The organism is Flavobacterium sp. LHD-85, from assembly GCF_030929595.1.
In the GTDB taxonomy this organism is placed as follows: domain Bacteria; phylum Bacteroidota; class Bacteroidia; order Flavobacteriales; family Flavobacteriaceae; genus Flavobacterium.
This window is the reverse complement of sequence record NZ_JAVFVR010000001.1, coordinates 1243757-1267417: the sequence shown is the minus strand read 5'-3', so window position 1 is coordinate 1267417 and position 23661 is coordinate 1243757. Positions and strand designations below refer to the sequence as shown.

General features: G+C 31.1%; 20 protein-coding genes and 1 tRNA gene. 8 read left to right on the top strand and 13 right to left on the bottom strand.

The window, feature by feature from the left end; genetic code table 11:
- A partial coding sequence (locus tag RB618_RS05490; protein ID WP_308067829.1) for a hypothetical protein occupies positions 1 to 203 on the top strand: 203 nt, incomplete at its 5' end.
- 247 nt (positions 204 to 450) lie between these two features.
- On the opposite strand, the gene ybeY is transcribed toward RB618_RS05490, so the two are convergent.
- Together ybeY and RB618_RS05480 are read right to left on the bottom strand one after the other, a co-directional pair.
- On the bottom strand, positions 451 to 870 hold the full coding sequence (gene ybeY, locus RB618_RS05485; RefSeq protein ID WP_308067828.1) for an rRNA maturation RNase YbeY: 420 nt from the start codon (positions 868 to 870) through the stop codon (positions 451 to 453).
- Positions 867 to 4244 carry a DUF4175 family protein gene (locus RB618_RS05480; RefSeq protein WP_308067827.1) on the bottom strand — a complete coding sequence of 1126 codons (3378 nt, stop codon included), beginning with the start codon at positions 4242 to 4244 and terminating at the stop codon, positions 867 to 869. The genes ybeY and RB618_RS05480 overlap by 4 nt, the downstream gene beginning before the upstream one ends.
- A gap of 163 nt (positions 4245 to 4407) precedes the next feature.
- Between RB618_RS05480 and gltX the strand changes: the two genes are divergently transcribed.
- Entirely contained in the window at positions 4408 to 5913 is a 1506-nt protein-coding gene (gene gltX, locus RB618_RS05475) for a glutamate--tRNA ligase (protein ID WP_308067826.1), read from the top strand.
- Between the two features lie 134 nt (positions 5914 to 6047).
- Positions 6048 to 7031, top strand: coding sequence for an SPFH domain-containing protein (locus RB618_RS05470; protein ID WP_308067825.1), 984 nt, complete (start codon positions 6048 to 6050; stop codon positions 7029 to 7031).
- Positions 7032 to 7050: 19 nt separating this feature from the next.
- Here the strand turns inward: RB618_RS05470 and RB618_RS05465 are convergent, their stop codons facing one another.
- The 5 genes from RB618_RS05465 to RB618_RS05445 all read right to left on the bottom strand — a co-directional run bounded on the left by RB618_RS05465 (position 7051) and on the right by RB618_RS05445 (position 11965).
- Positions 7051 to 7305 carry a DUF6327 family protein gene (locus tag RB618_RS05465; RefSeq protein ID WP_177211520.1) on the bottom strand — a complete coding sequence of 85 codons (255 nt, stop codon included), beginning with the start codon at positions 7303 to 7305 and terminating at the stop codon, positions 7051 to 7053.
- A 2-nt stretch (positions 7306 to 7307) separates the two neighbouring features.
- Positions 7308 to 7658: a competence protein gene (locus RB618_RS05460; protein WP_308067824.1), complete on the bottom strand. Its 351-nt coding sequence runs from the start codon at positions 7656 to 7658 to the stop codon at positions 7308 to 7310.
- 75 nt (positions 7659 to 7733) lie between these two features.
- The gene (locus tag RB618_RS05455; protein ID WP_111378726.1) at positions 7734 to 8060 is read right to left on the bottom strand and encodes a YtxH domain-containing protein; all 327 of its coding nucleotides are present in this window, start codon (positions 8058 to 8060) and stop codon (positions 7734 to 7736) included.
- A gap of 93 nt (positions 8061 to 8153) precedes the next feature.
- Positions 8154 to 8633 (bottom strand): hypothetical protein, encoded by a 480-nt coding sequence (locus RB618_RS05450; RefSeq protein WP_111378727.1) that lies wholly within the window; start codon positions 8631 to 8633, stop codon positions 8154 to 8156.
- Positions 8634 to 9847: 1214 nt separating this feature from the next.
- Positions 9848 to 11965, bottom strand: coding sequence for a glutamine--tRNA ligase/YqeY domain fusion protein (locus RB618_RS05445; protein WP_308067823.1), 2118 nt, complete (start codon positions 11963 to 11965; stop codon positions 9848 to 9850).
- Positions 11966 to 12072: 107 nt separating this feature from the next.
- On the opposite strand from RB618_RS05445, the gene folB reads away from it, so the two are divergent.
- Positions 12073 to 12432 carry a dihydroneopterin aldolase gene (gene folB / locus RB618_RS05440; RefSeq protein WP_125718486.1) on the top strand — a complete coding sequence of 120 codons (360 nt, stop codon included), beginning with the start codon at positions 12073 to 12075 and terminating at the stop codon, positions 12430 to 12432.
- Positions 12433 to 12526: 94 nt separating this feature from the next.
- Positions 12527 to 12597, top strand: a tRNA-Cys gene (locus RB618_RS05435).
- Between the two features lie 276 nt (positions 12598 to 12873).
- Here the strand turns inward: RB618_RS05435 and RB618_RS05430 are convergent.
- Genes RB618_RS05430 through rnr form a run of 3 tightly spaced genes read right to left on the bottom strand, consistent with a single transcriptional unit; the run spans position 12874 to position 16444 of the window.
- The gene (locus RB618_RS05430; RefSeq protein ID WP_111378732.1) at positions 12874 to 13554 is read right to left on the bottom strand and encodes a LysE family translocator; all 681 of its coding nucleotides are present in this window, start codon (positions 13552 to 13554) and stop codon (positions 12874 to 12876) included.
- 13 nt (positions 13555 to 13567) lie between these two features.
- Positions 13568 to 14236, bottom strand: coding sequence for a head GIN domain-containing protein (locus RB618_RS05425; protein WP_308067822.1), 669 nt, complete (start codon positions 14234 to 14236; stop codon positions 13568 to 13570).
- A 24-nt stretch (positions 14237 to 14260) separates the two neighbouring features.
- A complete protein-coding gene (rnr, locus tag RB618_RS05420) occupies positions 14261 to 16444 on the bottom strand; it encodes a ribonuclease R (protein ID WP_308067821.1) in 2184 nt (727 codons plus the stop codon).
- Positions 16445 to 16554: 110 nt separating this feature from the next.
- Here rnr and RB618_RS05415 point away from each other — a divergent pair, with 110 nt between their 5' ends.
- Positions 16555 to 16788, top strand: coding sequence for a putative signal transducing protein (locus tag RB618_RS05415; protein WP_308067820.1), 234 nt, complete (start codon positions 16555 to 16557; stop codon positions 16786 to 16788).
- 803 nt (positions 16789 to 17591) lie between these two features.
- Positions 17592 to 18023 (top strand): ribose 5-phosphate isomerase B, encoded by a 432-nt coding sequence (gene rpiB, locus RB618_RS05410; protein WP_008465784.1) that lies wholly within the window; start codon positions 17592 to 17594, stop codon positions 18021 to 18023.
- 140 nt (positions 18024 to 18163) lie between these two features.
- On the opposite strand, the gene RB618_RS05405 is transcribed toward rpiB, so the two are convergent.
- The gene (locus RB618_RS05405) at positions 18164 to 18433 is read right to left on the bottom strand and encodes a DUF1294 domain-containing protein (protein ID WP_308067819.1); all 270 of its coding nucleotides are present in this window, start codon (positions 18431 to 18433) and stop codon (positions 18164 to 18166) included.
- A 116-nt stretch (positions 18434 to 18549) separates the two neighbouring features.
- On the opposite strand from RB618_RS05405, the gene RB618_RS05400 reads away from it, so the two are divergent.
- The gene (locus RB618_RS05400; RefSeq protein ID WP_308067818.1) at positions 18550 to 20673 is read left to right on the top strand and encodes a Tex family protein; all 2124 of its coding nucleotides are present in this window, start codon (positions 18550 to 18552) and stop codon (positions 20671 to 20673) included.
- Positions 20674 to 20775: 102 nt separating this feature from the next.
- Here RB618_RS05400 and RB618_RS05395 read toward each other — a convergent pair whose 3' ends face one another.
- Together RB618_RS05395 and RB618_RS05390 are read right to left on the bottom strand one after the other, a co-directional pair.
- Positions 20776 to 23271 (bottom strand): T9SS type A sorting domain-containing protein, encoded by a 2496-nt coding sequence (locus RB618_RS05395; protein WP_308067817.1) that lies wholly within the window; start codon positions 23269 to 23271, stop codon positions 20776 to 20778.
- A 118-nt stretch (positions 23272 to 23389) separates the two neighbouring features.
- Positions 23390 to 23569, bottom strand: a complete 180-nt coding sequence (locus RB618_RS05390; RefSeq protein WP_008465789.1) for a twin-arginine translocase TatA/TatE family subunit — start codon at positions 23567 to 23569, stop codon at positions 23390 to 23392.
- Positions 23570 to 23661: the final 92 nt, after the last annotated feature.

Genomic DNA, 23661 nt, shown 5'->3' with positions numbered 1-23661 from the left:
CTTTCAAATCAGAACTTTCAAATCAGAACTTTCAAATCAGAACTTTCAAATCAGAACTTTCAAATCAGAACTTTCAAATCAGAACTTTCAAATCAGAACTTTCAAATCAGAACTTTCAAATCAGAACTTTCAAAGCAGAACTTTCAAAGTACAATGTTTCACGTGAAACATTTCTAAACTTCCATTCTAAACTTCCATTTTAAACTTCCAAAGAACAATTTTAAACCATGTTCCACGTGAAACATCTTATTCTTTCTCTTTAAAATTCAAGTTTAAAAATCGTTCCACGTGGAACGATTTAATCTTTTATTCGAATTCTTTACTTCAACGTTTCACGTGGAACGTTATAATAATTTCTTTAATCTCTTTAAATATGTTTCACGTGGAACGTTCAAAAAATCAAAAACCAAAACGTTTCACGTGGAACATAAATATTAAAAAGAGATTTGATTACTGTTCCACGTGAAACATCTTCATCTTTTCTTCTTCCTTTTGTCTCATTAATTGAGCTTGCTCCTCTGTCTTATCTTTATATCCACAGTAATGAAGTATACCATGAGACAGCACTCTTCTAAGTTCTTCAGCAAATGAAACATTGAAGTCTTTTGCATTATCTGCAACTCGTTCTACAGAAACAAAAATATCTCCATTTAACTCGTTACCAACTGTATAATCAAAACTGATAATATCAGTAAGTGTATCATGATCTAGATATTCAACATTTATTTTATGAAGATATTCATCGTCACAAAATATATAATTGATTTCTCCTTCGTTCTTGTTCTCAGAAACAATTACAGCACTTAACCAATCACTAAACGCCTGCTCGTCTCCTAAAGAAAAATCTGTTTCGTAATTAAAATTTATCATTTTGTATTAAAGTATTCTTGAACTTTTTGATTAAAATTCGAGCGCAAAGGTAGTGATTGTCTATTTAATATCTCTACACTGTTTAAATATTCCAATAGTGAACTCGGTAAAGCATTGGAACGATTTGTAAATTCTGCTTTATTTGTTTCAGATTGTCTTTGTGTATCCTGACCTTGTTGCTGAACTGCATTGTTTAATCTCCATAATTCTTGTTGGATGTTTAATATACGTTGCAGGTTTTCATCCTTAAATCCTTTATTCAAAATCTGCTTTTCAGATTGTTTCATCTGATCTATAATAGATCTGCCTTGAGCATCTAAACCTTTCTTCGCTAATTCTTTTTGAAGAGCTTCTCTAAGCTTAACTTGCTCCTTGTAAATCTCCATTATAGCTTCAGCATCACCTTCTCCATCTTCTCCTTCATTACCATTCTTCTCACCCTTTCCATTATTTCCATCCTTACCAGAAGCATCTTTACCACCACTTTTGTTTCCTTGACCTTCTTTATTTTGTCCATCTTTTCCCTGACCATTTTCTCCCTGTCCAGATTTATCACCAGGTTTCTGTCCAGATTGCATTCCTTCTTTCATCTTATCAGCAAGACCTTTTTGCTTCTGAATAATGTCTGGTAATTGCATACCTTGTCCATCTCCAGGTTTAGGTTTTCCAGCTCCGGGTTTAGGCATAGACATTTGCATGTTGTTCAATAAATCACTTAAGAAATCTGCTAACTTATTGGCAGATGAAACTGCATATTGCTGATGTGAAACTCCTCTAGGAATCTGAACATCGGTTAACGTTTCAATAGCCTTATCCATGTTGTATTGTACGTTTCCAATTTCTTTAGTTACGTCTTCAGCTACCTTCGGGTTACGTAACGAAAGTGCAAACAAACTATCATCTACATGTCTGAACTGTTGTTTCAAATTTTGCTGAATCTTGATGTTTTTTGTGAATGTAGAAGAACCTAATTTCATTGCTTTAAACTGTTTCATCACATCTTCTTGTGATAAAGAATATGCTAAAAGGTTATCCAGAATCTGACGAAGCATTGCAACATCTTCTTCTAATTGCTCTTGTTCTCCACCTTCCATTTCGCTCTGCATTTCCTGAGCCATAGACTTCATTTTCTTAGCTGCGCTTTTCTGTTTTGGTTTAGCAGCAGAAGTATTCTTTTTACTCAATTCTTCAGAAGCTTTATTAAGATCATTGTCTACATCTTTCTCTTTAGAAGCGTCTGATGGAATATCCAAAGGTTTCTTTAAAGTCTTATTTTCCTCTTTCAAATCTTTTAAATCTTCCTGAATTTTATCAAAAGATTTATTGATTTCATCCTGCTTCTCTTTCGTATTTTCCTTCTCTTTATTAGCTAACTGTTCCTGTTGTTCTGACAGTTTGTTTAGTTTCTCAGCCACTTGTTCAGCCTTCTTAGAAACATAAAAACGCTTGGTCAACTCAACCAATTGTTCTAAATTACGAGATTGGTTTTTACTAATTTGCTTGAACTTTTCCATCTTATCAAACAGTTCTTCACTGTTTAATTTATCATTTAAGTTCTTTAATTCGTCTAATAATTTCTGATTCTTTTCTAAATCTTTCTGTGCATTATCCAAACGCTTTTGTAAATCTTCAGCTGTTTTATCTTTCTTATCATCCTTAAATTTATCTAAGTTCTGATTCATTTTTTCAGAAAACTGTTTCATCATTTCGTCTTGTTGTTTTTGACGTTTGATAAAATCATTGATCTTCTGCTGATCTTTAAACTCTAAATTATCTTTTTCTTTTCCTGTATTCTGAAGCTTATCCATTTCTGAAATCTGCTTCGTTTGGTTCTTCAAAGATTTAGATAAACTATTAATATTCTGATTTTGTTGCTGTAATTCCTGATCCTGAATTTCATCAGTTGTTGCTACGCGATCTGAGAATGTAGAAGACTTGGTAGACTTAAATCCATGTGGTGCATCGTTATCAAAAACTTCAAAATAGTATTCGTATGAAACACCTTCTTCTACAGGAAGGTTACTTGGAAAATTAAAAACAAACTGATCGAATACGCCAGCCTTAACAGGAATGTTTCCACGCTTAGCAGACTGAGGTTTGTTACGTTCGTAATATACAATTTGCAATTTTGAAAGTCCGTAATCATCACCTAATCTTCCAAGAATATAGTTCTTATCCAGCTTCAAACTGTCCGGTGCAGGACCCACATTGATAGTTGGAAACTGATCTTTGATAACAGACAGCTGATAATCTAGTTTTTCGTAGTTTTTAACCTTATCATTTGATGTAAGTATTTGATATTCGGTATTTTGACTTATATTTTTAGTCAATTTAAACTCATTTTCGGCCTTATTGAACTTAAATACATCATTATCTCTTTTCCATGCTACTTCTTGCGTAGATTTGGTGTTCATTTTCCAAGTTACAGTTGTTCCTTCAGGTACAATTGCGTTTCCAGTTCCTTGAATTGTCTCTGATTTTTTCTTTAAATAAGAAGGAAAATTTAAAACCATTTCGAAGTTTGCAATAGATGGAACTGTTATAACTTTCAATTCGTATTCTTCTGAAACAACTGAATTTCCTTCAAAAGAAAACTGAATATTTTCAGAAGGCTTTTCAATTTTAAATTCAAACTTTCCAGGTTGAGAAGATTCCATAAAGTAGCTTTCATCACCAATATGAATCATCACATTTTCTGGAACTACATTTCCGACAGATTCCATTTTGATCACAAAATCTTTGTTTTGCTCTGCTTGTAAATTAGAATTCAGAACCACAAATTTGAAAGGAGCTGGTGGTAAAAATGCAGAATTAAAATGCACTACTCTATTCAAACTTTGAGAAATAATATTACTATTTCCAGAAATATAAAACACACCAAAAAGTAAAATTGGAACTAAAGCCAATGGTAAATATTTTTTGTTAGCTTTAAAATTGATTGCATTTCCAAATGGAATTGGTTGCAAAGAATTTGCTTTTTGCTCAATTGAAGCTAGAACTAATTCTGAACTTTCTGAATTATTTTCAGAAGACAATTGCAAAAAGTTGGTAAGCTTATCACTCACTTCTGTAAAATGATTTCCAATAATTTTTGAAGCCTCAGTATAATCTATTCCCTTTTGAAGTTTGAATAATTTGAATAATGGGAAAAGAATTAAACGGACTAAAAGGAAAACTTCAACTCCAATAAATAACCAAAATAGAAACGTTCTTCCCAAAGGTTTTAGCCAAAGAAAGTACTCCACAAAAAGCGTAAATAGAAAATATAATAATCCAAAACCAGTAAAAAGTAATATCCCTTTTATCAATTCGTTGGTATAATATTTCTTAATGAAAGCCTCTAACTTTTGATATATTGCAGATGATGTTTTCAAAATAAATCTGTTTTAATTATAACCTATAAAAGTAATAATTATTAATTAGATAATGATCAATTAGAAAATTAGTCAATTAAGCTTAACACGAGTAATTATCTAATTTTCTCATTACCTAATTTTCTAATTCAGAGTCGTATCTTTGCAACAAAATTTTAAACAAATGTCAAAGCAAGTTCGTGTGCGTTTTGCACCAAGTCCGACTGGACCGTTACATATTGGCGGAGTTCGTACTGCCTTATTTAATTATTTATTTGCAAAGAAACATAATGGTGTTTTTTATCTGAGAATTGAAGATACAGATCAAACTCGTTTTGTTCCTGGTGCAGAGGCTTACATTATGGAAGCTCTTGAATGGTTAGGAATTGCTCCTGAAGAAACGGTTGGGAAAAATGAAAAATTTGGTCCATACAGACAAAGCGAACGTAAAGATTTATACCAGCAATACGCAGATCAGTTGATAAATTCTGGTTGGGCCTATTATGCTTTTGATACTCCTGAAGCTTTGGATGCACATAGAAAACAACACGAAGCTGAAGGAAAAACATTTATTTACAATCATCATAATCGTGAAAAGTTAGATACATCATTGGTAATTTCTGCTGAAGAAACTGCTAAAAGAATTGCAAATGGAGAACATTATGTAATTCGTTTTAAAACTCCAGTTGATGAAACTTTACATTTGAAAGATATCATTCGTGGTGATGTGAAGTTTGAAACTAATCTTTTAGATGATAAAGTTTTGTTCAAAAGTGACGGAATGCCAACTTACCATTTAGCAAATATTGTAGATGATCATTTGATGGAAACGTCACATGTTATTCGTGGTGAAGAATGGTTGCCATCTATGCCTCTTCATGTTTTATTATACAAAGCATTTGGTTGGGAAGCTCCAGAATTTGCGCATTTGCCTTTGATTTTAAAACCAATTGGAAATGGTAAATTATCAAAAAGAGATGGAGACAAAATGGGATTCCCAGTATTTCCATTAGAATGGAAAACTGAAGAAGGTGTTTCATCTGGTTACAGAGAAAAAGGATTTTTCCCAGAAGCGGTTGTAAACTTCCTTGCTCTTTTAGGATGGAACGATGGAACTGATAAAGAATTATTTTCTCTAGAAGAATTAGCTCAATCTTTTGACTTAAACAGAGTTCACAAAGCTGGAGCAAAATTTGATCCTGAGAAAAACAAATGGTTCAATCACCAATATTTAATAAAACAAAATGATGCAGATTTAGCAAAAACCTTCTCTCCTATTTTAGAAGAAAAAGGCTTCTCGACTCCGCTCGAAGTGACAACTCGCATTGTGTCACTTATCAAAGAAAGAGCAAATTTTGTTTCAGAATTTTGGGATTTGACAGATTTCTTTTTCCAGGCTCCAACTTCATACGATGAAAAAGCAAGTAAAAACTGGAAAGAAGAAACTCCTACTTTAATGCAGGAATTGATTTCTGTTTTAGAAAATATTGAAGATTTTACTTCTTCAAATATTGAAGCAATTGTAAAAGATTGGTTAACTAAAAACGAAATCGGAATGGGTAAAGTTATGCAGCCTTTCCGTCTAAGTTTGGTTGGAGCGCTTAAAGGTCCTCACCTATTTGACATTGTTGAAATTATCGGAAAGACAAAAACTATTTCTAGAATTCAGAAAGCAATTGAAACTTTATAATTAAAATTTCATTTAAAAATAGAAACGCTAAGAAACATCATAAAAATGTTCTTAGCGTTTTTTTAATATTTGATAATTTATTTTTAGAAGAATTTTCGTAATTTACCAAAATCATAAATATAAATTACATAACCATGAGTACACCATTTATTATTTTCTTAGTATTGGCATTCTTCATTTTCATGTCGTCTTTCTTTACTGTAAAACAGCAATCGTCTGTTATTATTGAGCGATTTGGAAAATTTCAGAGTGTTAGAAATTCTGGATTGCAACTTAAAATTCCGTTGGTTGATAGATTAGCCGGAAGAGTAAATCTTAAAATTCAGCAATTAGATGTTATCATCGAAACCAAAACTAGAGACAACGTTTTCATCAAAATGAAAGTTTCAGTTCAGTTCAAAGTAATTCAGGAAAAAGTATATGAAGCTTTTTATAAACTAGAATATCCACACGATCAGATTACTTCTTACGTATTTGACGTGGTTCGTGCCGAAGTTCCAAAACTAAAATTGGATGATGTTTTTGAAAGAAAGGATGATATTGCAGTGGCGGTAAAACGTGAATTGAACGAAGCAATGTCTACTTACGGATATGATATCATCAATACTTTGGTTACCGATATTGATCCGGACATCCAGGTAAAAAATGCAATGAATAGAATCAACGCTGCTGATAGAGAAAAAACGGCTGCAGAATTTGAAGCTGAAAGTTCAAGAATTAGAATCGTTGCAAAAGCAAAAGCCGAAGCTGAAAGTAAACGTTTACAAGGACAAGGTATTGCAGATCAGCGTCGTGAAATTGCAAGAGGTCTTGTAGAAAGTGTTGAAGTTTTAAACCAAGTTGGAATCAATTCTCAAGAAGCTTCTGCCCTAATTGTAGTTACGCAACATTATGATACTTTACAAGCAATTGGAGCCGATGCAAATGCTAATTTAATTTTACTTCCAAATTCACCACAAGCCGGAAGCGATATGCTAAACAATATGGTTGCATCATTTACAGCATCAAACCAAGTTGGAGAAATGATGAAAAAACATAACAAAAAAGTAGAAAAGCCAAAACCTACTCATCCACAATCTGGTTATGAAGATGACGTTCAACCAGACGTTCAACAATAATTTAAAATAAAAAAGAGGCTTAATCGCCTCTTTTTCTATTTATAAACCAGCCAATTACATAAGGCAAAATGGTCTGCAGAATTTTTACATAAGAATTTGAAAAGTAATCAGTGTAAGATGAAATGAAACCATTTACAATATTTTGCGGAGTGATGCTTTCCTTTGTTTTCTGAAAACTCAAAACCAATTTCTGATAATTGATTTCTTTCTCCAACTTCAAAATTTCTAGATCTCTTTCAATCTCAGCATACGAAGAGTATTTTTTTCTTTCCATAATTAATCATTAAAAAAGATTTCTGAAAATTTCTCCAAGATTGGCCCTTCAACAAATTTGTCTTTTATAAACAAAAGCAAAATAGTAATTACCAAATAGATACCTCCCACCATCAAAAATCCGAGAGCATTACTTTCAAACAAAGAACCAAAAGCATACGCTGCGGCAAAAGATCCAAAAATCATCACCATACTGAAACACAATAAAATCAAAGTAAACTTAAAGATTAAAGTTGTAGATTTCATTGCAACTTTAAAACCCCAAAGTTTGTAATAAGCTAAGTGACTATCAATATATTCTTTAGCCTGATCTTGAACTTTTTCGGTGTTTTCTTTTAATTCTTCAAAAGCCATATTTAAAATTTTAGATAAAAAAAAAGCACAAAACTTTCTTATAAAAATAAGCAAGTAATGTGCTTTATAAAAATATTATTTCTGAAGTTTAGCGTTTTGTGCTTTTAACTCAGCCAGTTTAGTTTCTAAAAAAGTAATTACCTCTTCTGTTTTATGGCTGACATTAGAAAGTAACTCATTCAAAGTTCCGTCAAGATTATGAGTAGCACTCGTAAATTTTTCACGAAGAACTTCAGAGCTGGCATCAAAAGAATCTTTCAGATTATGTTTAGCATCGTCAATACCTTCCTTAATTTTTGCTCTTGTTTTTGATCCTTTATCTGGAGCAAATAAAATTCCGATTGCCGCTCCTGCAGCTGCTGCAGCCAAAATTGCTGCTGCCGTATTTAAATTCTTAGACATGATAGTTACAATTTAAAATTATTAATAAAGATACTCTTTTTTAAAATGATAAAACTTTGATTAATTGTAATTTACAAAAAATTAACAATCTTATTAATACACATAAGCTACAGCTTCGTACTTACCATCTGCTTTTTCAACAATGCTAACAAAAGGATAACCATTTGAAGCCGATTTAGATTTGATTCTCATAGCAGTCTGGTTCTGATTTGCAATTGGCGGTTCACCTTTTGTCCTTGTTGAGACTCCTGTAAAACTAGCTGCTTGTTTCAGCCCTATTGTTTTGTCTTGTGGAAGAACAGTTACCATTTTGTAATCGTCTTTTGAATCAACTATTATTTTATCAGAAACTTTTTGAGTTTGTTTTGTTTCTTTATTTGTAATAGATGAAACAGCATATTTACTTATTTTGATTTCTTCAGAACTTCCGTTTAAAGAATAATAAACAAAACCATTTTCGTTTTTAATAAAATTTACATCAAGTTGTTCTCCATTGTGTTTTGTAATTTGATGTGTTTGCGAAATTGCAACGTTTGCAAATAATAGCGCTACTGCGAAATATAAAATTTTCATGATAATTAGATTTAAATTAAAAATTGTCAGACCTGAAATTTAAAAACTAAACTTTCACTCAAATTCAACATTATGGAATTTTGTACATTATGATACAATTTGAAAAAATATCTTTTACGGGAAATATTATCAAAACTACATCATAATAAAAATGAGAACATAAAATTGTCTTTTTAGGAAATCAGTTTTGAAAATCTATTGTGATAAAAATTACGAGTTTCTAAAAACAATAAATTTCAACTTAGATTCTTTTCGGCAAATTTTAATTTTTTACAAAAATCATCTCTGACTTTTGGTATTGAGTTAAAAGTAGCAGTTTTATAAACAATTGTGTGTTAACAACCCGTTAAACTGACTAAAATAACAGTAAAAACTAAAATAAAGACCATAAATAAACAATAATTCAAAAAATGAGTTATATATCAATTCAGTTTAAAAACTGTCTTAAAATCAATTTATGAAGGTTAAAATTGATATATAAAAACTATTATTTTCATATTTTTAATCATTTATATAAATAATAGTTAAAAACTAAAATCTAAAAATATTAATCATTAAAATTTATAAATACAAAATTGAAGTTAAAGACTTAAAAATAATAAAAAACTATAGTTTTAAATTACACAGTCAGTTTTATAAATAATAATTATAATCTAAATTTTAATATATAATAATAAGAAAAATTTATAATTATAAAAATTGAAGTTAAAAATTTAAAAAATAAGAAAAAACTTTAATTTTAGTTTTTTAGAAGAAAATTGGAACTAAAAAAAGCAGAAAATTAAAATAAAGAGTTTTAAGGAATGAAAAACAAAAAAAGGTCTTCTCTACTTAACTATTTTTTATATTAGCTTAAAGATAATTTATGAAAGTCACTTTTAATCTATAAAATAAATTAAAATTATAAAAATAATAGATTTTATTAATAATAAATATACATGATTGAAAATATAAATCACATCAATATAAACTATATAATAAAGTTTTATAGCAAAAATTGGGAGTAAAAAAAGACTAAAATTAAAATAAAGCTTCCAAATAGAAGAAAATTAAAAAAATGAATTCCTTATCCAACATATTTTTATTTTCTATTAAAATCAATTTATGAAAGTCACTTTAAATCTATAAAAATTATAAAATTATTAATTTTAATAGTTAATCTATATAATAAAAAAAAGCGCTTATAAAAGCGCTTTTCATAAATTAAGTTGATATTACTTCTTTACCATTTCAGAAAGAATTTCAATTTCTCTTTCAGAAGCATTTTTTGGTGGATTTGAATATAATTTTAAAATTTCATCTGAAAACTGATTTCTCAAATCTTCACTTTCAATATCTCTTAAATTCAAAAGTGCTTTTGATCTTACATAAGTCGATTCACTTTTTAGAGACATTGAATATAATTTCTTAATATCTTCTTCTTCAAAATCTGTTGATTTCCAGTTTGAATACTTCAAAATAAACTGAGAAAACAACAGCGAAGCCTTATTATTATTGATATTCTTCTTTAAAGAATTCTGTAAAAGAGAAAAAGTAGAGATATTTTTGATGTTCTCCCCTATCGCACTTTCAATTGCAATTCTTTCAGCTTTAGTTTCAACTTTAAAATATTTGTTGATATCTTTCAAAGAATTATTAATACTGTTTTCTTCTTTTTTACCCTTTTCTTCCCAAGCATCTTTCAATCCAACAGTTTTGTTAAATACTAATTTTGAAGGAGTTGAGTCTTTATCAACAGTAAAATATCCTAAACGTTGAAACTGAAATTTATCTTCATTTTGAGCTGTTGATAAACTTGGTTCAACATATCCGGTTACAATTTCTAATGAATTAGGATTCACAAAATCTAAGAAATTTTTCTCTTTATAACTGTCTGGAGCTTCATCTGTAAACAAACGATCGTACAAACGAACTTCTGCTTCTAATGCATGTTTGATAGAAACCCAATGTAATGTTCCTGATACTTTTCTTTGGCTTGCTTCAGTCCCGCTTCCGCTTAAAGAATCTGTATCATACGTTACGTGAATTTCTGTAATATTACCGTTTTCATCTTTTATAACAGATTCACCTTTAATGATATAAGCATTTTTAAGACGAACTTCTTTTCCTAAAGTCAAACGGAAAAATTTAGCTGGAGCTTCTTCTAAAAAGTCTTCTCTTTCAATGTATAATTCACGAGAAAAAGGCACTTTTCTGAAACCTGCATTTTCATCTTCTTGGTTATTTTCAGCTTCCAACCACTCTTCTTTTCCTTCTGGATAATTGGTAATTACCAGTTTTACAGGATCTAAAACAGCCATTACACGAGGTGCAATTTTGTTCAAATCTTCACGAATACAAAATTCTAAAACCGATACATTAATCAAATTATCACGTTTTGCAATACCAATTGTATTAGCAAAATTACGCAAAGAAGCAGCTGTATAACCACGTCTTCTTAATCCAGAAATGGTTGACATTCTTGGATCATCCCAACCGTTAACATGCTTTTCTTTAACTAGTTGCTGTAATTTTCTTTTACTAACAACTGTGTGTGATAAGTTACGTCTAGCAAATTCTCTTTGTTTTGGACGAAGCTTATTATCATCAAAAATCTGATCTAAAAACCAATCGTATAATTCACGGTGAGGCAAGAATTCTAGTGTACAAAATGAATGAGAAATTTGTTCTAAATAATCACTTTGTCCGTGTGCCCAATCGTACATTGGATAAATTTTCCAGGCATCTCCAGTTCTATGGTGATGTTTGTGTAAAATTCTGTACATGATAGGATCACGCATTAACATGTTTGTTGATTTCATGTCAATTTTTGCACGAAGAATATGAGTACCAGCCTCAAATTCACCGTTTTTCATTCTTTCGAATAAATCTAAGTTTTCTTCAACTGAACGATTTCTGTACGGACTATCAGTTCCTGGAGTTGTTGGAGTTCCTTTTTGGATCGCCATTTCTTCAGAAGTCTGACTATCAACATAAGCTTTATCTTTCTTAATTAAGAAAACTGCCCAATCGTATAATTGTTGGAAATAATCTGATGCATAACATTCTTCAGCCCAAGTATATCCTAACCATTCTACATCTTTTTTAATAGCATCAACAAATTCCTGCTCTTCTTTTTCAGGGTTGGTATCATCAAAACGTAAATTCACAGGAGATTGATAATCAATTCCTAAACCAAAATTTAACGCAATAGAACTTGCGTGCCCAATGTGTAAATAACCATTAGGTTCTGGTGGAAAACGAAAGCGAAGTTTAGTATTTGAAAGACCCGATTTTACGTCTTCCTCTATGATTTGTTCAATAAAATTGAGTGATTTCTCTTCTGATGCCATTATTTTATAGTAATTTTAGCAAAGATAAAAAAAAGGTTTCAGGTTTCAGGTTTAAAGTTATCTAACTGGCATAAAACCTGAAACTTTAAACGTGAAACAATACAAAAATGGGAGTTATAAAATTGAAAAATATCCGTACTTTTTCTTACCACGGATGTTTAATTGAAGAAGGAAAAATTGGATCTGATTATACAGTTGATCTAAAAATTAAAACCAATCTACAGAAATCAGCAGAAACAGATCATCTTTTAGATACTGTTGACTACGTTCATTTGAACAAAATTGTAACAGAAGAAATGGCAATTCGTTCTCATTTATTGGAACATGTTGCCAAAAGAATCAATATTCGTGTGCTGGCAGAGATAGAAATGATAGAAAAAACCACAGTTTGGGTTTCTAAAATAAATCCGCCTATTGGTGGTGATGTTGAGTCAGTTACTATAAAAATGACGGAAATTAGGAAGTAATTTTAAAAATTAAAATCCTAAAATTTTAAAATAGTTACTATGAAACTTTTGAAATTTAAAGATTTTAGTTACTTTTGCCAACCGTTCAAGTAATGGCGTCGTGGCCGAGCGGCTAGGCTGGGCTCTGCAAAAGCTCCTACTCCGGTTCGAATCCGGACGATGCCTCAAAAAGAGATACAGAAATGTGTCTCTTTTTTTTGTGCTTAATTTTTCCACAATCTTGTCATTTCGACGAAGGAGAAATCTTCACAAGTAACTCCGCAAAAATTTGTCCAATCTTTGTAGAGCTTCTCGTGAAGATTTCTCCTTCGTCGAAATGACAAACTGTTGTCAACTTTGTCAAAGTTTGAAACTTTTACAAAGTTCTAAACCAACACTTATAAACACAAAAAAACCTCTGAAATTCAGAGGTTTAATTTTAATATTTTGAGTTATTAACAACTACTTCTTCTCTATTCTTTCAAAGGCATTTTTAACCATTTCTTTTTCTTTAGGAAACCATCCTTGAATTACTAAAGCAAATCCGAAAACCATTAAAACAACGCTAATTCCTTTTTTGATCTTAAGAATATTTGTTGGAGTCATTTTTGATTTTAACTGTTTAGCTAATAAAATTTTAGCACAATCTATTAATAAATAAGTGATAATTACAGCAGTAAAAAATGTCATCATTCTTGGAGTCTGCATATCTAATTTTGGTCCTACCGAAATAATTACAGCAAGCCAGAAACCAAGAACACCAATGTTGATAACGTTAAGTAAAAAGCCTTTTACAAACAAACTTCCATAGTTTCTTTTCAGAATATCTCGATCAATTTCTTCATCGTTTATTTTTTCTTCTTTCTTTAGTTTTACAAATGAAATAATACCATAAGAAAGCATAATTATTCCTCCAAAAATAAAAAGTGCTGGATCGTCTTTTAAACTAGAAATGAGTCTATAACTTCCAAGATAAGCAATAGCAATAAAAAAAATATCACCCAATACTACGCCTAAATCAAAAACAATTGCAGCTCTAAATCCTTTAGTAATACTGGTTTCTAATAAAACAAAAAATACTGGGCCAACCATAAAACTAAGAACAAGTCCCCATGGCAGTCCAGCCAGAATATCATTTATCATCAAATATCTCGTGTTATTTTACTTCTTCTATTTTACCACCAAAAACAGTTTTCTGGTTTATTTGCTTTGGTTTTCCATAAATGTAAATAGAGCCTCCTGCGCTCACTTTTGCATCGACAAGGGTAGAAGCATTAATATCGGCTTTTCCGCCCGCAGAAACGCTCACAGTAGTCTGAGACGTGCTAAGTTTACTTGCCAATAAATAACCTCCAGCTCCTAAACTAGCATCTTGATTTGCAGCTTTACCAGTTAATGTAATAGAACCTCCTGATACTGAGCTTACTTTTAGTTTATCAACATCTAAATCAACATTAATAACTCCGCCTTCTTGAGCGCTTACTTTAAACGAAGTAGCTTTGATAGCTTCATTGCTTGTTACTGTTGCCCCTTCATTCACATCAATTAATTCTATATGCTTGTAATATAAAGTAATACTTAGATCATTTCCTGATAAAAGTTTAGGAAAAGGCATTCTTAATTTTAAAATACCATTCTTATTAACAACTTCAACTTCAGCTTCTCTTGTTCCTTTTATAACAATTCTATTTTCAGATGCCTGAACTACTTTTACGCTTAATTTATCAAAAACCTTAACGGTATCAAAATCACCCAACTCTTTGGTTACCTGACCAAAAGACATTTGTACAAATAAAATTGCTGCTCCTATAATTAGCTTTTTCATACTTTTATTTTTAAATTAATTATTTTATTCTGCTCGTCTTAAAAAATGAAAATCCAGTTGTTTTTTCACTAAGTCGGCATTTTTTACCTTCACATAAATTTCATCTCCCAACTGCAATAAACGATTTGAATTAGCTCCAACCAAGGCATATTGTCTTTCGTCAAAAGTATAGTAATCTTCTTTTATCTCTCTGATTCTTACCATTCCTTCGCATTTATTAGAAACGATTTCAACATAAATTCCCCATTCGGTAACACCAGAAATAACTCCAAGGAATTCTTCGTCTTGGTGATCCTGCATGTATTTAACCTGCATGTATTTGATACTGTCACGCTCAGCATTTGTGGCTAAATTTTCCATGTTTGAACAATGCAGACATTTTGTTTCGTAAGTTTCTTCGTCTACAGAAGCTCCTCCGTCCAGATAATACTGCAACAATCTGTGTACCATAACGTCTGGATAACGACGAATTGGCGATGTAAAATGGCTGTAATAATCAAAAGCTAAACCGTAATGTCCAATATTATCTGTCGAATATTTGGCTTTGCTCATACTTCTAATAGCAAGAGTATCAATAAGATTTTGTTCTTTCTTACCATTTACTTCTTCCATCAAAGCGTTTATAGATTTTGCTATATCGCCTTTTGTTCTAAAATCAATCTTATAACCAAACTTAGCAATAACAGTTTGCATTGCAATCAGTTTATCTTCATTTGGTTCGTCGTGAATACGATAAACAAAGGTTTTCTTCTGTTTTCCAATGTATTCTGCTACTTTTCTGTTAGCCAAAAGCATAAACTCTTCAATCAAATGATTGGCATCTTTTGATATTTTAAAATAAACTCCTTCTGGTTCTCCTTCTTCATTAAGATTAAATTTCACTTCCACTTTATCAAAAGAAATAGCGCCTTGCTGCATTCTTTTCTTTCTTAAAATCTTCGCTAATTCATCTAGTTTTAAAGTAGCTTCAACAATTTCATCTGACACAACATAAGAATCTCCAGTAATAGAGATATCAACTGGAATCGTGTTATTTCCTTTTGTTTCAATAATATGCTGAGCCTCTTCGTAAGCAAAACGCTGATCTGAATAAATTACAGTTCTTCCAAACCATTGGTTAATAACTTGTGCAGTTGGAGAAACTTCAAATACGGCAGAGAAAGTATATTTCTCTTCATTTGGACGAAGCGAACAGGCAAAGTTAGACAATACTTCTGGAAGCATTGGCACTACTCTATCTACCAAATAAACCGAAGTGGCTCTTTGATACGCTTCATCATCCAAGATTGTTCCTTCTTCAAGATAATACGAAACGTCTGCAATATGAATTCCAATTTCAAAGTTTCCATTCTCTAACTTTTTGAAAGACAAAGCATCATCAAAATCTTTTGCATCTTTTGGATCTATCGTAAAGGTAAGTGTATCACGCATATCACGACGCTTTGCAATCTCAGATTCCTGAATCGAAGTATCTAGTTTTTGTGCAAAAACTTCTACTTCAACAGGAAAATCGGCTGGCAATCCGTATTCTGCTAAAATCGCATGAATTTCAGTATTATGTTCTCCAGGTTTTCCTAAAACTCTAATTACAGATCCAAACGGACTATCGGCTCTTTTTGGCCAATCTTCAATCTTAACTAAAACAACATCACCGTTTTCTGCTTCACCAATTTTATCTTTAGGGATAAAAATATCGGTATACATTTTAGGGTTTGCAGTAGAAACAAAAGCAAAATTCGGCTGCATATCAATTACACCTACAAACTCTGTTTTATCTCTTTCTATAACTTCAATTACTTCACCCTCAGGTCTTTTTCCTTTTCTTCTGTTATAAACGTAAACTTTTACTTTGTCTTTATCTAAAGCACGATTCAAATTATTGGTCGGAATAAAAACATCTTCCTCAAACTCGTCACAAATAAAATATGCCGTTTTTCTGCTCGTCATATCTATTGTTCCTTCGTAGTAATCCTGACTAATAGCTTTTACTAAGTATTTTCCAGGTTCTGTTTCTATAATTTTTTTCTGAGCTGCCAGAATCTTTAGATCTTTTATAATCTGATTTCTGCTTTTTGTATCATCAAGTTCTAACTTTGCTCCTATTTGTTTGTAATTGAATGGCTTATTAGCATTTTGCGATAAAATCTTCAGGATCTTCCCAGAGAAATCTTTCTCTTTTTTTATCGGCTTTCTAATTTTCTTACTCATATATCTTTTCTAATAAGGTTTAAAATTACAAATAAGAAATCAGATTACAGATTTTAACAAATAGAATTATTAAAATTATAACTTTTCGTACATTTACAAAAACAGCCTTTATGGAAAGCTTTCAAACCATCGCCGTATTCAATTATCAGCACGAAACAGTGGTTCTCAAACACTTACTGGAACAGGAAGGAATCCCTTATTTTTTTGAAAACGAAATGACATTATCTGTCGCTCCAATGTACTCGGCTGCGCTTGGAGGCATCAGACTCAAAGTACATCCCAACGATTTCGAAGAAGTTCAGCAAATTCTGGACAATCTCAACAATCCGCTTAAAATCGTCTGAAACAAGATTCAAAACAAATTCAAATCAGAGTAAAATTCAAACTAAAATAAAATTTTTTCAATTTCAACTTTTTTAGTTTTCAACATATATTAAATACAACAAAAAAGAATTTTTAAAATTTAAAAAAATTTGGTTGTTATTATAGCTTGTTAATATGTCGAATAATTTTTTTTTTGAAGTCATTGAAATCTCGTTTTACTTATTTATTCTGAGTTATCAACATAGTTATTTTTGGTTAAATGATTAATTTATAAGACTTTTTGTATTTTAATTAACAACGGTTGACAACCAAAATTGAATTGATTTTGTAGATAAGTTGATATGTTGATTTCTGTTGAAAATGGTATTTTTGATATTGATAACTTTTCCAAAAATTCACGAAACTTTTCTTGCATATTTCATTCCAGTTTTGGATTAAGTATTTTTTCGAAACAACCAAAAAAAACTTCTAATTTTCTTTTCGAACTTATTAACATTTTCTGTTAACTTAAAGTTAATTGAATATCAAGCGATTACAAACTCCTATTAACACCTTAAAATTTTAACAAATATTCTGTTTATTCTTCATTGATTGTGAGATAGTTATAGACTTATTAAAATTGTTAATAACCTATAAGTTTTTGAGAGTAAGATAGTTGTGAAATGAGAGTTTTAGTCATGAATTTTATGAATGTAAAATAATTATAAATTGCTTTGTTGATATAGTACGTATAAAGAAAAAAATTTGTGAAAATTGGTGTAATTCGTGGCAACCATTTATTAATTGAGTAAATTTGCATAACACAACTTAATAGTATAGAAAAATGAAAATTTCGATAGGAAACGATCACGCAGGACCAGAATATAAAAAAGCAATTGTTGAAATGCTGAAAGCGAGAGGATATGAAGTAACTAACTACGGTACAGATACTGATGCTTCTGTAGATTATCCAGATTTTGGGCATCCAGTTGCCAATGATGTATCTGAAGGTAAAGCTGATTTTGGAATCGTAATCTGCGGAAGTGGTAACGGAATCGCAATGACTGTTAATAAACACCCGAAAGTGAGAGCTGGCTTATGCTGGACTAAAGAAATCGCGTATTTAACACGTTTACACAATGATGCAAACATTGTAAGTATTCCAGCAAGGTTTACTTCTATTCATCAAGCTGTTGAAATCGTTGAAACTTTCTTGGATACAGCTTTTGAAGGCGGAAGACACCAAAATAGAGTGAACAAAATTGCTTGCGCATAAAAAGTCAAAAAAAAATTCGGTGCTGCGCACCTATTCATAAATACACCGGGCCAATTTTTAATTTGCTCGGTTTTTTATTTTAAGTATTTATTATTCAGTTATTTATATACTTTTTTTTGAGTTATCAACAATGTTAATATCTACTTTTTATAGTTTAAATAAGCAATTATGAGTGTAGCTTGAATTACTAAAATAGCAACAAACTTTACAATAAAAGAAGTTTTACTCGTTTTATGTCTAAATAATAACATTGCTGTTAATAACCCTGGAGATCCACCGGTTAAAGCCATGAGAAACAAGGTTTTTTCAGAAACACGTCGGTTATTTTTTCGGGCTTGAGATTTGTCATATCCCGCGAAAATAAAAACCAGAATGTTTATCAATAAAAAATATAATAATAAAATTTTCATAGGCTTAAAATTAGAAACAAAGATATTATTTTAGCCGAATGATTTACTATTTTGCAGAAACGTTTTAACAAGTAAATTATATCATTTTTAAGTAAGAAAATCATTTCATTAAAAGTATGACTAATATTCAATTCATTGCCAAGTCTGTTCAGGCGCCCGCAGTCAGTATTCAAAACACAGTAAAATTATTAGAAGAAGATTGTACGATTCCGTTTATTTCGCGTTACCGAAAAGATTCTACTGGAAATCTAGATGAAACTGTAATTGAGCAGATTGCGAAACTTCAAAAAGATTATGATACACTTATAAAACGTAAAGAAGCGGTTTTAAAATCTATTGAAGAGCAAAAAGCGCTTACACCCGATTTGAAGAAAAAAATTGAAGACAGTTTTGATTTACAAGAAATAGAAGATTTTTACCTTCCATACAAAAAGAAGAAAAAAACAAAAGCCGATGTTGCGCGTGAATTCGGTTTAGAACCTTTGGCTAAACTGATTATATCTGAAAGTGATGCCGATATCGATTTTATTTCGACACAATATATTAATGAAAATGTTATTAACGAAGAAGCCGCTATTCAAGGCGCAAGAGATATTGTAGCAGAATGGATTAACGAAAATATCTATGTTCGTAAACAATTAAGAAGATTGTTTCAACGTAAAGCGACAATCACAACAAAAGTGGTTAAAAAGAAAGCCGAAGAAGAAGGCGCAAAAAAATTCGATCAGTATTTTGATTGGGAAGAGCCTTTGACAAAAGCGCCAGCGCACCGTTTATTAGCAATGCTTCGTGCAGAAAACGAAGGTTTTATCAAAATGAAAATTGATGTTGATATCGACGATGCCTACGATGTTATTGACGAAATTATCATTAAAAAACAAAATAATTCAACAGCTCATTTGCAATTAGCAATTGAAGACAGTTATAAACGTTTACTGAATCCTGCAATTGGTAACGAAACGTTGCAGGAAGCAAAAGCAAAAGCAGATGCGAATTCAATTCAGGTTTTTGCTAATAATTTAGGTCAGTTGCTATTGGCTCCGCCGTTAGGAGAAAAACGTATTTTAGCAATTGATCCTGGATTTAGAAGTGGTTGTAAAATAGTTTGTCTGGATGAAAAAGGCGATTTATTATACAATGAAACCATTTATCCGCACGCACCTCAAAACGAGGAAACTATGGCGATAAAGAAAATCCGTTCGATGGTAAATGCGTATCAGATTGATGCGATTTCTATCGGAAATGGTACAGCTTCAAGAGAGACAGAATTTTTCATTAAAAAAATCGCGTTTGACAAACCAGTTCAGGTTTTTGTGGTTTCTGAGGCTGGAGCTTCAGTATATTCGGCTTCAAAAATTGCGCGTGAAGAATTTCCAAATTACGATGTGACTGTTCGTGGTTCAGTTTCAATCGGGCGACGACTTTCAGATCCTTTGGCCGAATTGGTAAAAATCGACCCAAAAGCAATTGGAGTGGGACAGTATCAGCACGATGTTGACCAAACGAAACTTAAAGAAGAATTGGACAGCACGGTTATACGTTGTGTAAACTCGGTTGGAATTAATATTAATACCGCAAGTAAACACTTATTGAGTTATGTGAGTGGAATCGGGGAGAAGCTGGCGGAAAACATTGTACAATACCGTTCTGAAAACGGACCTTTTGAAGACAGAAAACAGCTTAAAAAAGTGCCTCGTCTTGGAGACAAAGCATATCAGCAAGGAGCGGCGTTTATTAGAATTACAAATGCTAAAAATCCGTTGGATAATTCGGCAGTACATCCAGAAGCTTATCCGGTTGTTGAAAAGATGGCGAAGGATTTGAATATTTCTTTAAATGAATTAATTGCAAATAAAGAGAAAACAGCGCTTATTAAGCCAGAAAAGTATGTTACACCTGAAATTGGTTTACTTACGCTAAAAGACATTATAAAAGAGCTTGAAAAGCCTGGATTGGATCCGAGAAAGTCGGCTAAGGTTTTTGAGTTTGATGCCAACGTAAAATCAATAAAAGATTTGAAAACCGGAATGATATTACCAGGAATTGTTAATAACATCACCAACTTTGGCTGTTTTGTTGACATCGGAATCAAAGAAAGCGGTTTAGTGCATATTTCGCAGTTAAAAGCTGGATTTGTAAGCGATGTAAACGAAGTGGTAAAATTACATCAGCATGTTGATGTTAAAGTTACTGAGGTTGATGAAGATAGAAAGAGAATTCAGTTGACGATGGTTTTGTAAAAATTCCAATTTCTTAAATTCCAAAACGGTTGGAATCTTTAAATAAAAAAAACTCCCAAATTACAATTGTAATTTGGGAGTTTTACTTTTTAAATCAAAGGATTATATTTTTATAAACTTTTGTGAAGCTTCTCCATTTTCGGATTTTATTTTAATTAAATACAAACCTGATGTAAAAGAGCTTACATCTATTGAAGTATTTACATTTTCTTTTGTGTAAATCAATCTTCCTAACAAATCATAAATTTTTACTGAGTAATTAGATTTATTAAGTGAGTTAATATTTAATGTATTTTTTACTGGATTTGGCCATACAGAAAATGATTTGTTTTCTTTGATGAAATCTTCGTTTGATAAAACAACCTCAGTTCCTTTTAAACGAATTAAATTTGAAGAAAGCTGGTCTTTATAAGATAAAAACCATCCTCCTAGTAATATTTTTCCATCTGAGTATAATGCTATAGTCTCGATAGGAGCGTTAAATCCCGTTCCTATATCAAAGGAATTGTCTTTACTTCCATCAGTATTTAAAAGAATTAAGCGATTTTGAACACTTTCTTTATAAGACTGAAATTCTCCTCCAACAATTATCTTTTTATCTTTTTGTAAAACTATTGATTTAACACCCAAGCTGTAACTTGATCTGGGTAAATGTCCAAAACCAATTCCCAAATCAAATGATTCATCTTTAATTCCATCTTTATTTAATCGGATCAAATTTACTTGAGGAATCTCTTTAAAATTGTCAAAATCACCGCCAACTAAAATTTTTCCATCATCTTGTAAAGTTATACATCTAACGCTGGCATCAAATCCTGTTCCTATATTAAACGAATTATCTTTACTTCCATCAGCATTTAAACGAATTAAACGATTTTGAGTGGTTCCTTGAAAAGAAGTAAATTGACCGCCTACAAGTATTTTTCCATCTGACTGTTCAACAATACTATAGGCTACATTGTTAAAATCTGTCCCTGTTAAGAAAGATTGATCTTGAGTTCCATCTTGATTTAATCGATATAATTTGTTTTTTGGGAGGTTAGGAAAATTATCTTGATATGTATGAACTAATACTTTTCCATCAGTTTGTAAAGCTATTGCGCTAACTTCATAATCAAATCTCTTAGCGAAAGAAGTGTCTAATGTTCCATCAGGATTTAAACGTACGAGATACTGTTTAGAGGTGTTATAGTTATTGTTATCATAGTAAGTGAATGAACCCATTACTAATATTTTCCCATCTGGTTGTAAGATTATAGAAGTAATTGAATTATTGAATTTATATTGCAAATTAAAAGAATTATCAATACTTCCATCAGAATTTAAACGAATCAGATTTCTTTGTAGAATTCCTTTATAATTATTGAAATAACCACCAACCAAAATTTTACCATCTTTTTGCAAAGCAGAACATAATATTATACCGTCAAAACCAGTTTCTTTATTGAATGTCATATCTTTGGTTGCATCAGCATTTAAACAAACCATATAATATTGAATATTATAGTACTGAATATTGTTTCGCCAACCTCGAAATTTACCTCCAACCAATATTTTTCCATCATTTAAAATAGCTACAGAATAAATATCATGGTTGAATCTAGTTCCAATGAAATTTTGATCTTTCGTTCCATCTGGGTTTAAATATTGCAAAACTGCTGATTTATCGGAGTTACCACTACCCCCGTAGCCAACAACTATTTTGCCATTTGACTGTAGCGCCAAAGAAGTTACACCTGTCGAATCGTTTACATCTCTATAATTATCAACAACAAAAGAGGAATCTTTACTTCCATTTGTATTTAGGCGAATCAAACGATTTTGAGAACTTCCTTGATAAGTGCCAAAACGACCTCCTACTATTATTTTTCCATCTGGCTGAATAATAATAGTATTAACGAAACCATTGAATCCAGTCCCAATATCAAATGTACTATCTTTACTTCCATCCGAATTTAGACGAATTAAATAATTTTGATTAATTCCTTTAAATTTATTAAACGATCCTCCTGCAACTATTTTTCCATCTTGTTGTAGAGCTATAGATGAAATTTTGTTATCAAAACCAGTTCCTAAATTAAAAGAGGCATCATTACTTCCATCCGAATTTAAACGTGCTATTAAATAATCACCAGCTGCTAGTATTTTACCATCTGGTTGTATGCTTATAGAACTTACCCTATTTTTTACAATAAAATTCGATCCTACGTCAAAAGTATTATCTTTACTACCATCAACATTTAAACGAATTAATCGTTTTTCTGCGAGATAATTTGTGCCTCCCACAAGTATCTTTCCATCAGATTGTAATGCAATAGACAATATTTCATAATATTCACCCTCTCTAATATAATTAAAAGAATAATCAATACTTCCATCAGGATTTAAACGAACTATTTGTTTGATGTTGGAGTTTCCGTTATAGCTAGAAAATTTTCCAGCCATAATTATTTTTCCATCAGATTGAATTAGTATACATTTTACTTCGTCATCAAATCCAGGAATTGTTCCGAAATTGTGTTCAATTTCAGCTGGATTTTGAGCTGATAAAGAAATAAACCGTAAAAAGAAAAGTAAAAAGAGTAGAGTTTTTTTCATATACATAAGTTTGCGTCAAATATATAGAAATTTTCTCTCAGAAAATTTGGCGAAATTTGTAAGCAATAAAAAATCCCAGACTACATTGTAATCTGGGATTTTAATTTTTTCGAATTTATTATTTCGTTTCTTCCTCTTGTTTTTTAGAAGCAGCAGGTTGATCGTCTTTAGCAGCGTTTTTAAATTCCTTAATTCCACTTCCTAAACCTTTCATTAATTCTGGAATTTTTTTACCTCCAAAAAGTAATATCACAATACCTACGATAACAAGGATTTCTGTAAGACCTAATCTTCCCATGACTAATATATTTAATGCCGAAGCAAATTGTTTTTCTTAATTATTCCGCAAAGGTATATAGAAATATACGAAATAGAAGTATTTTTAGTTTA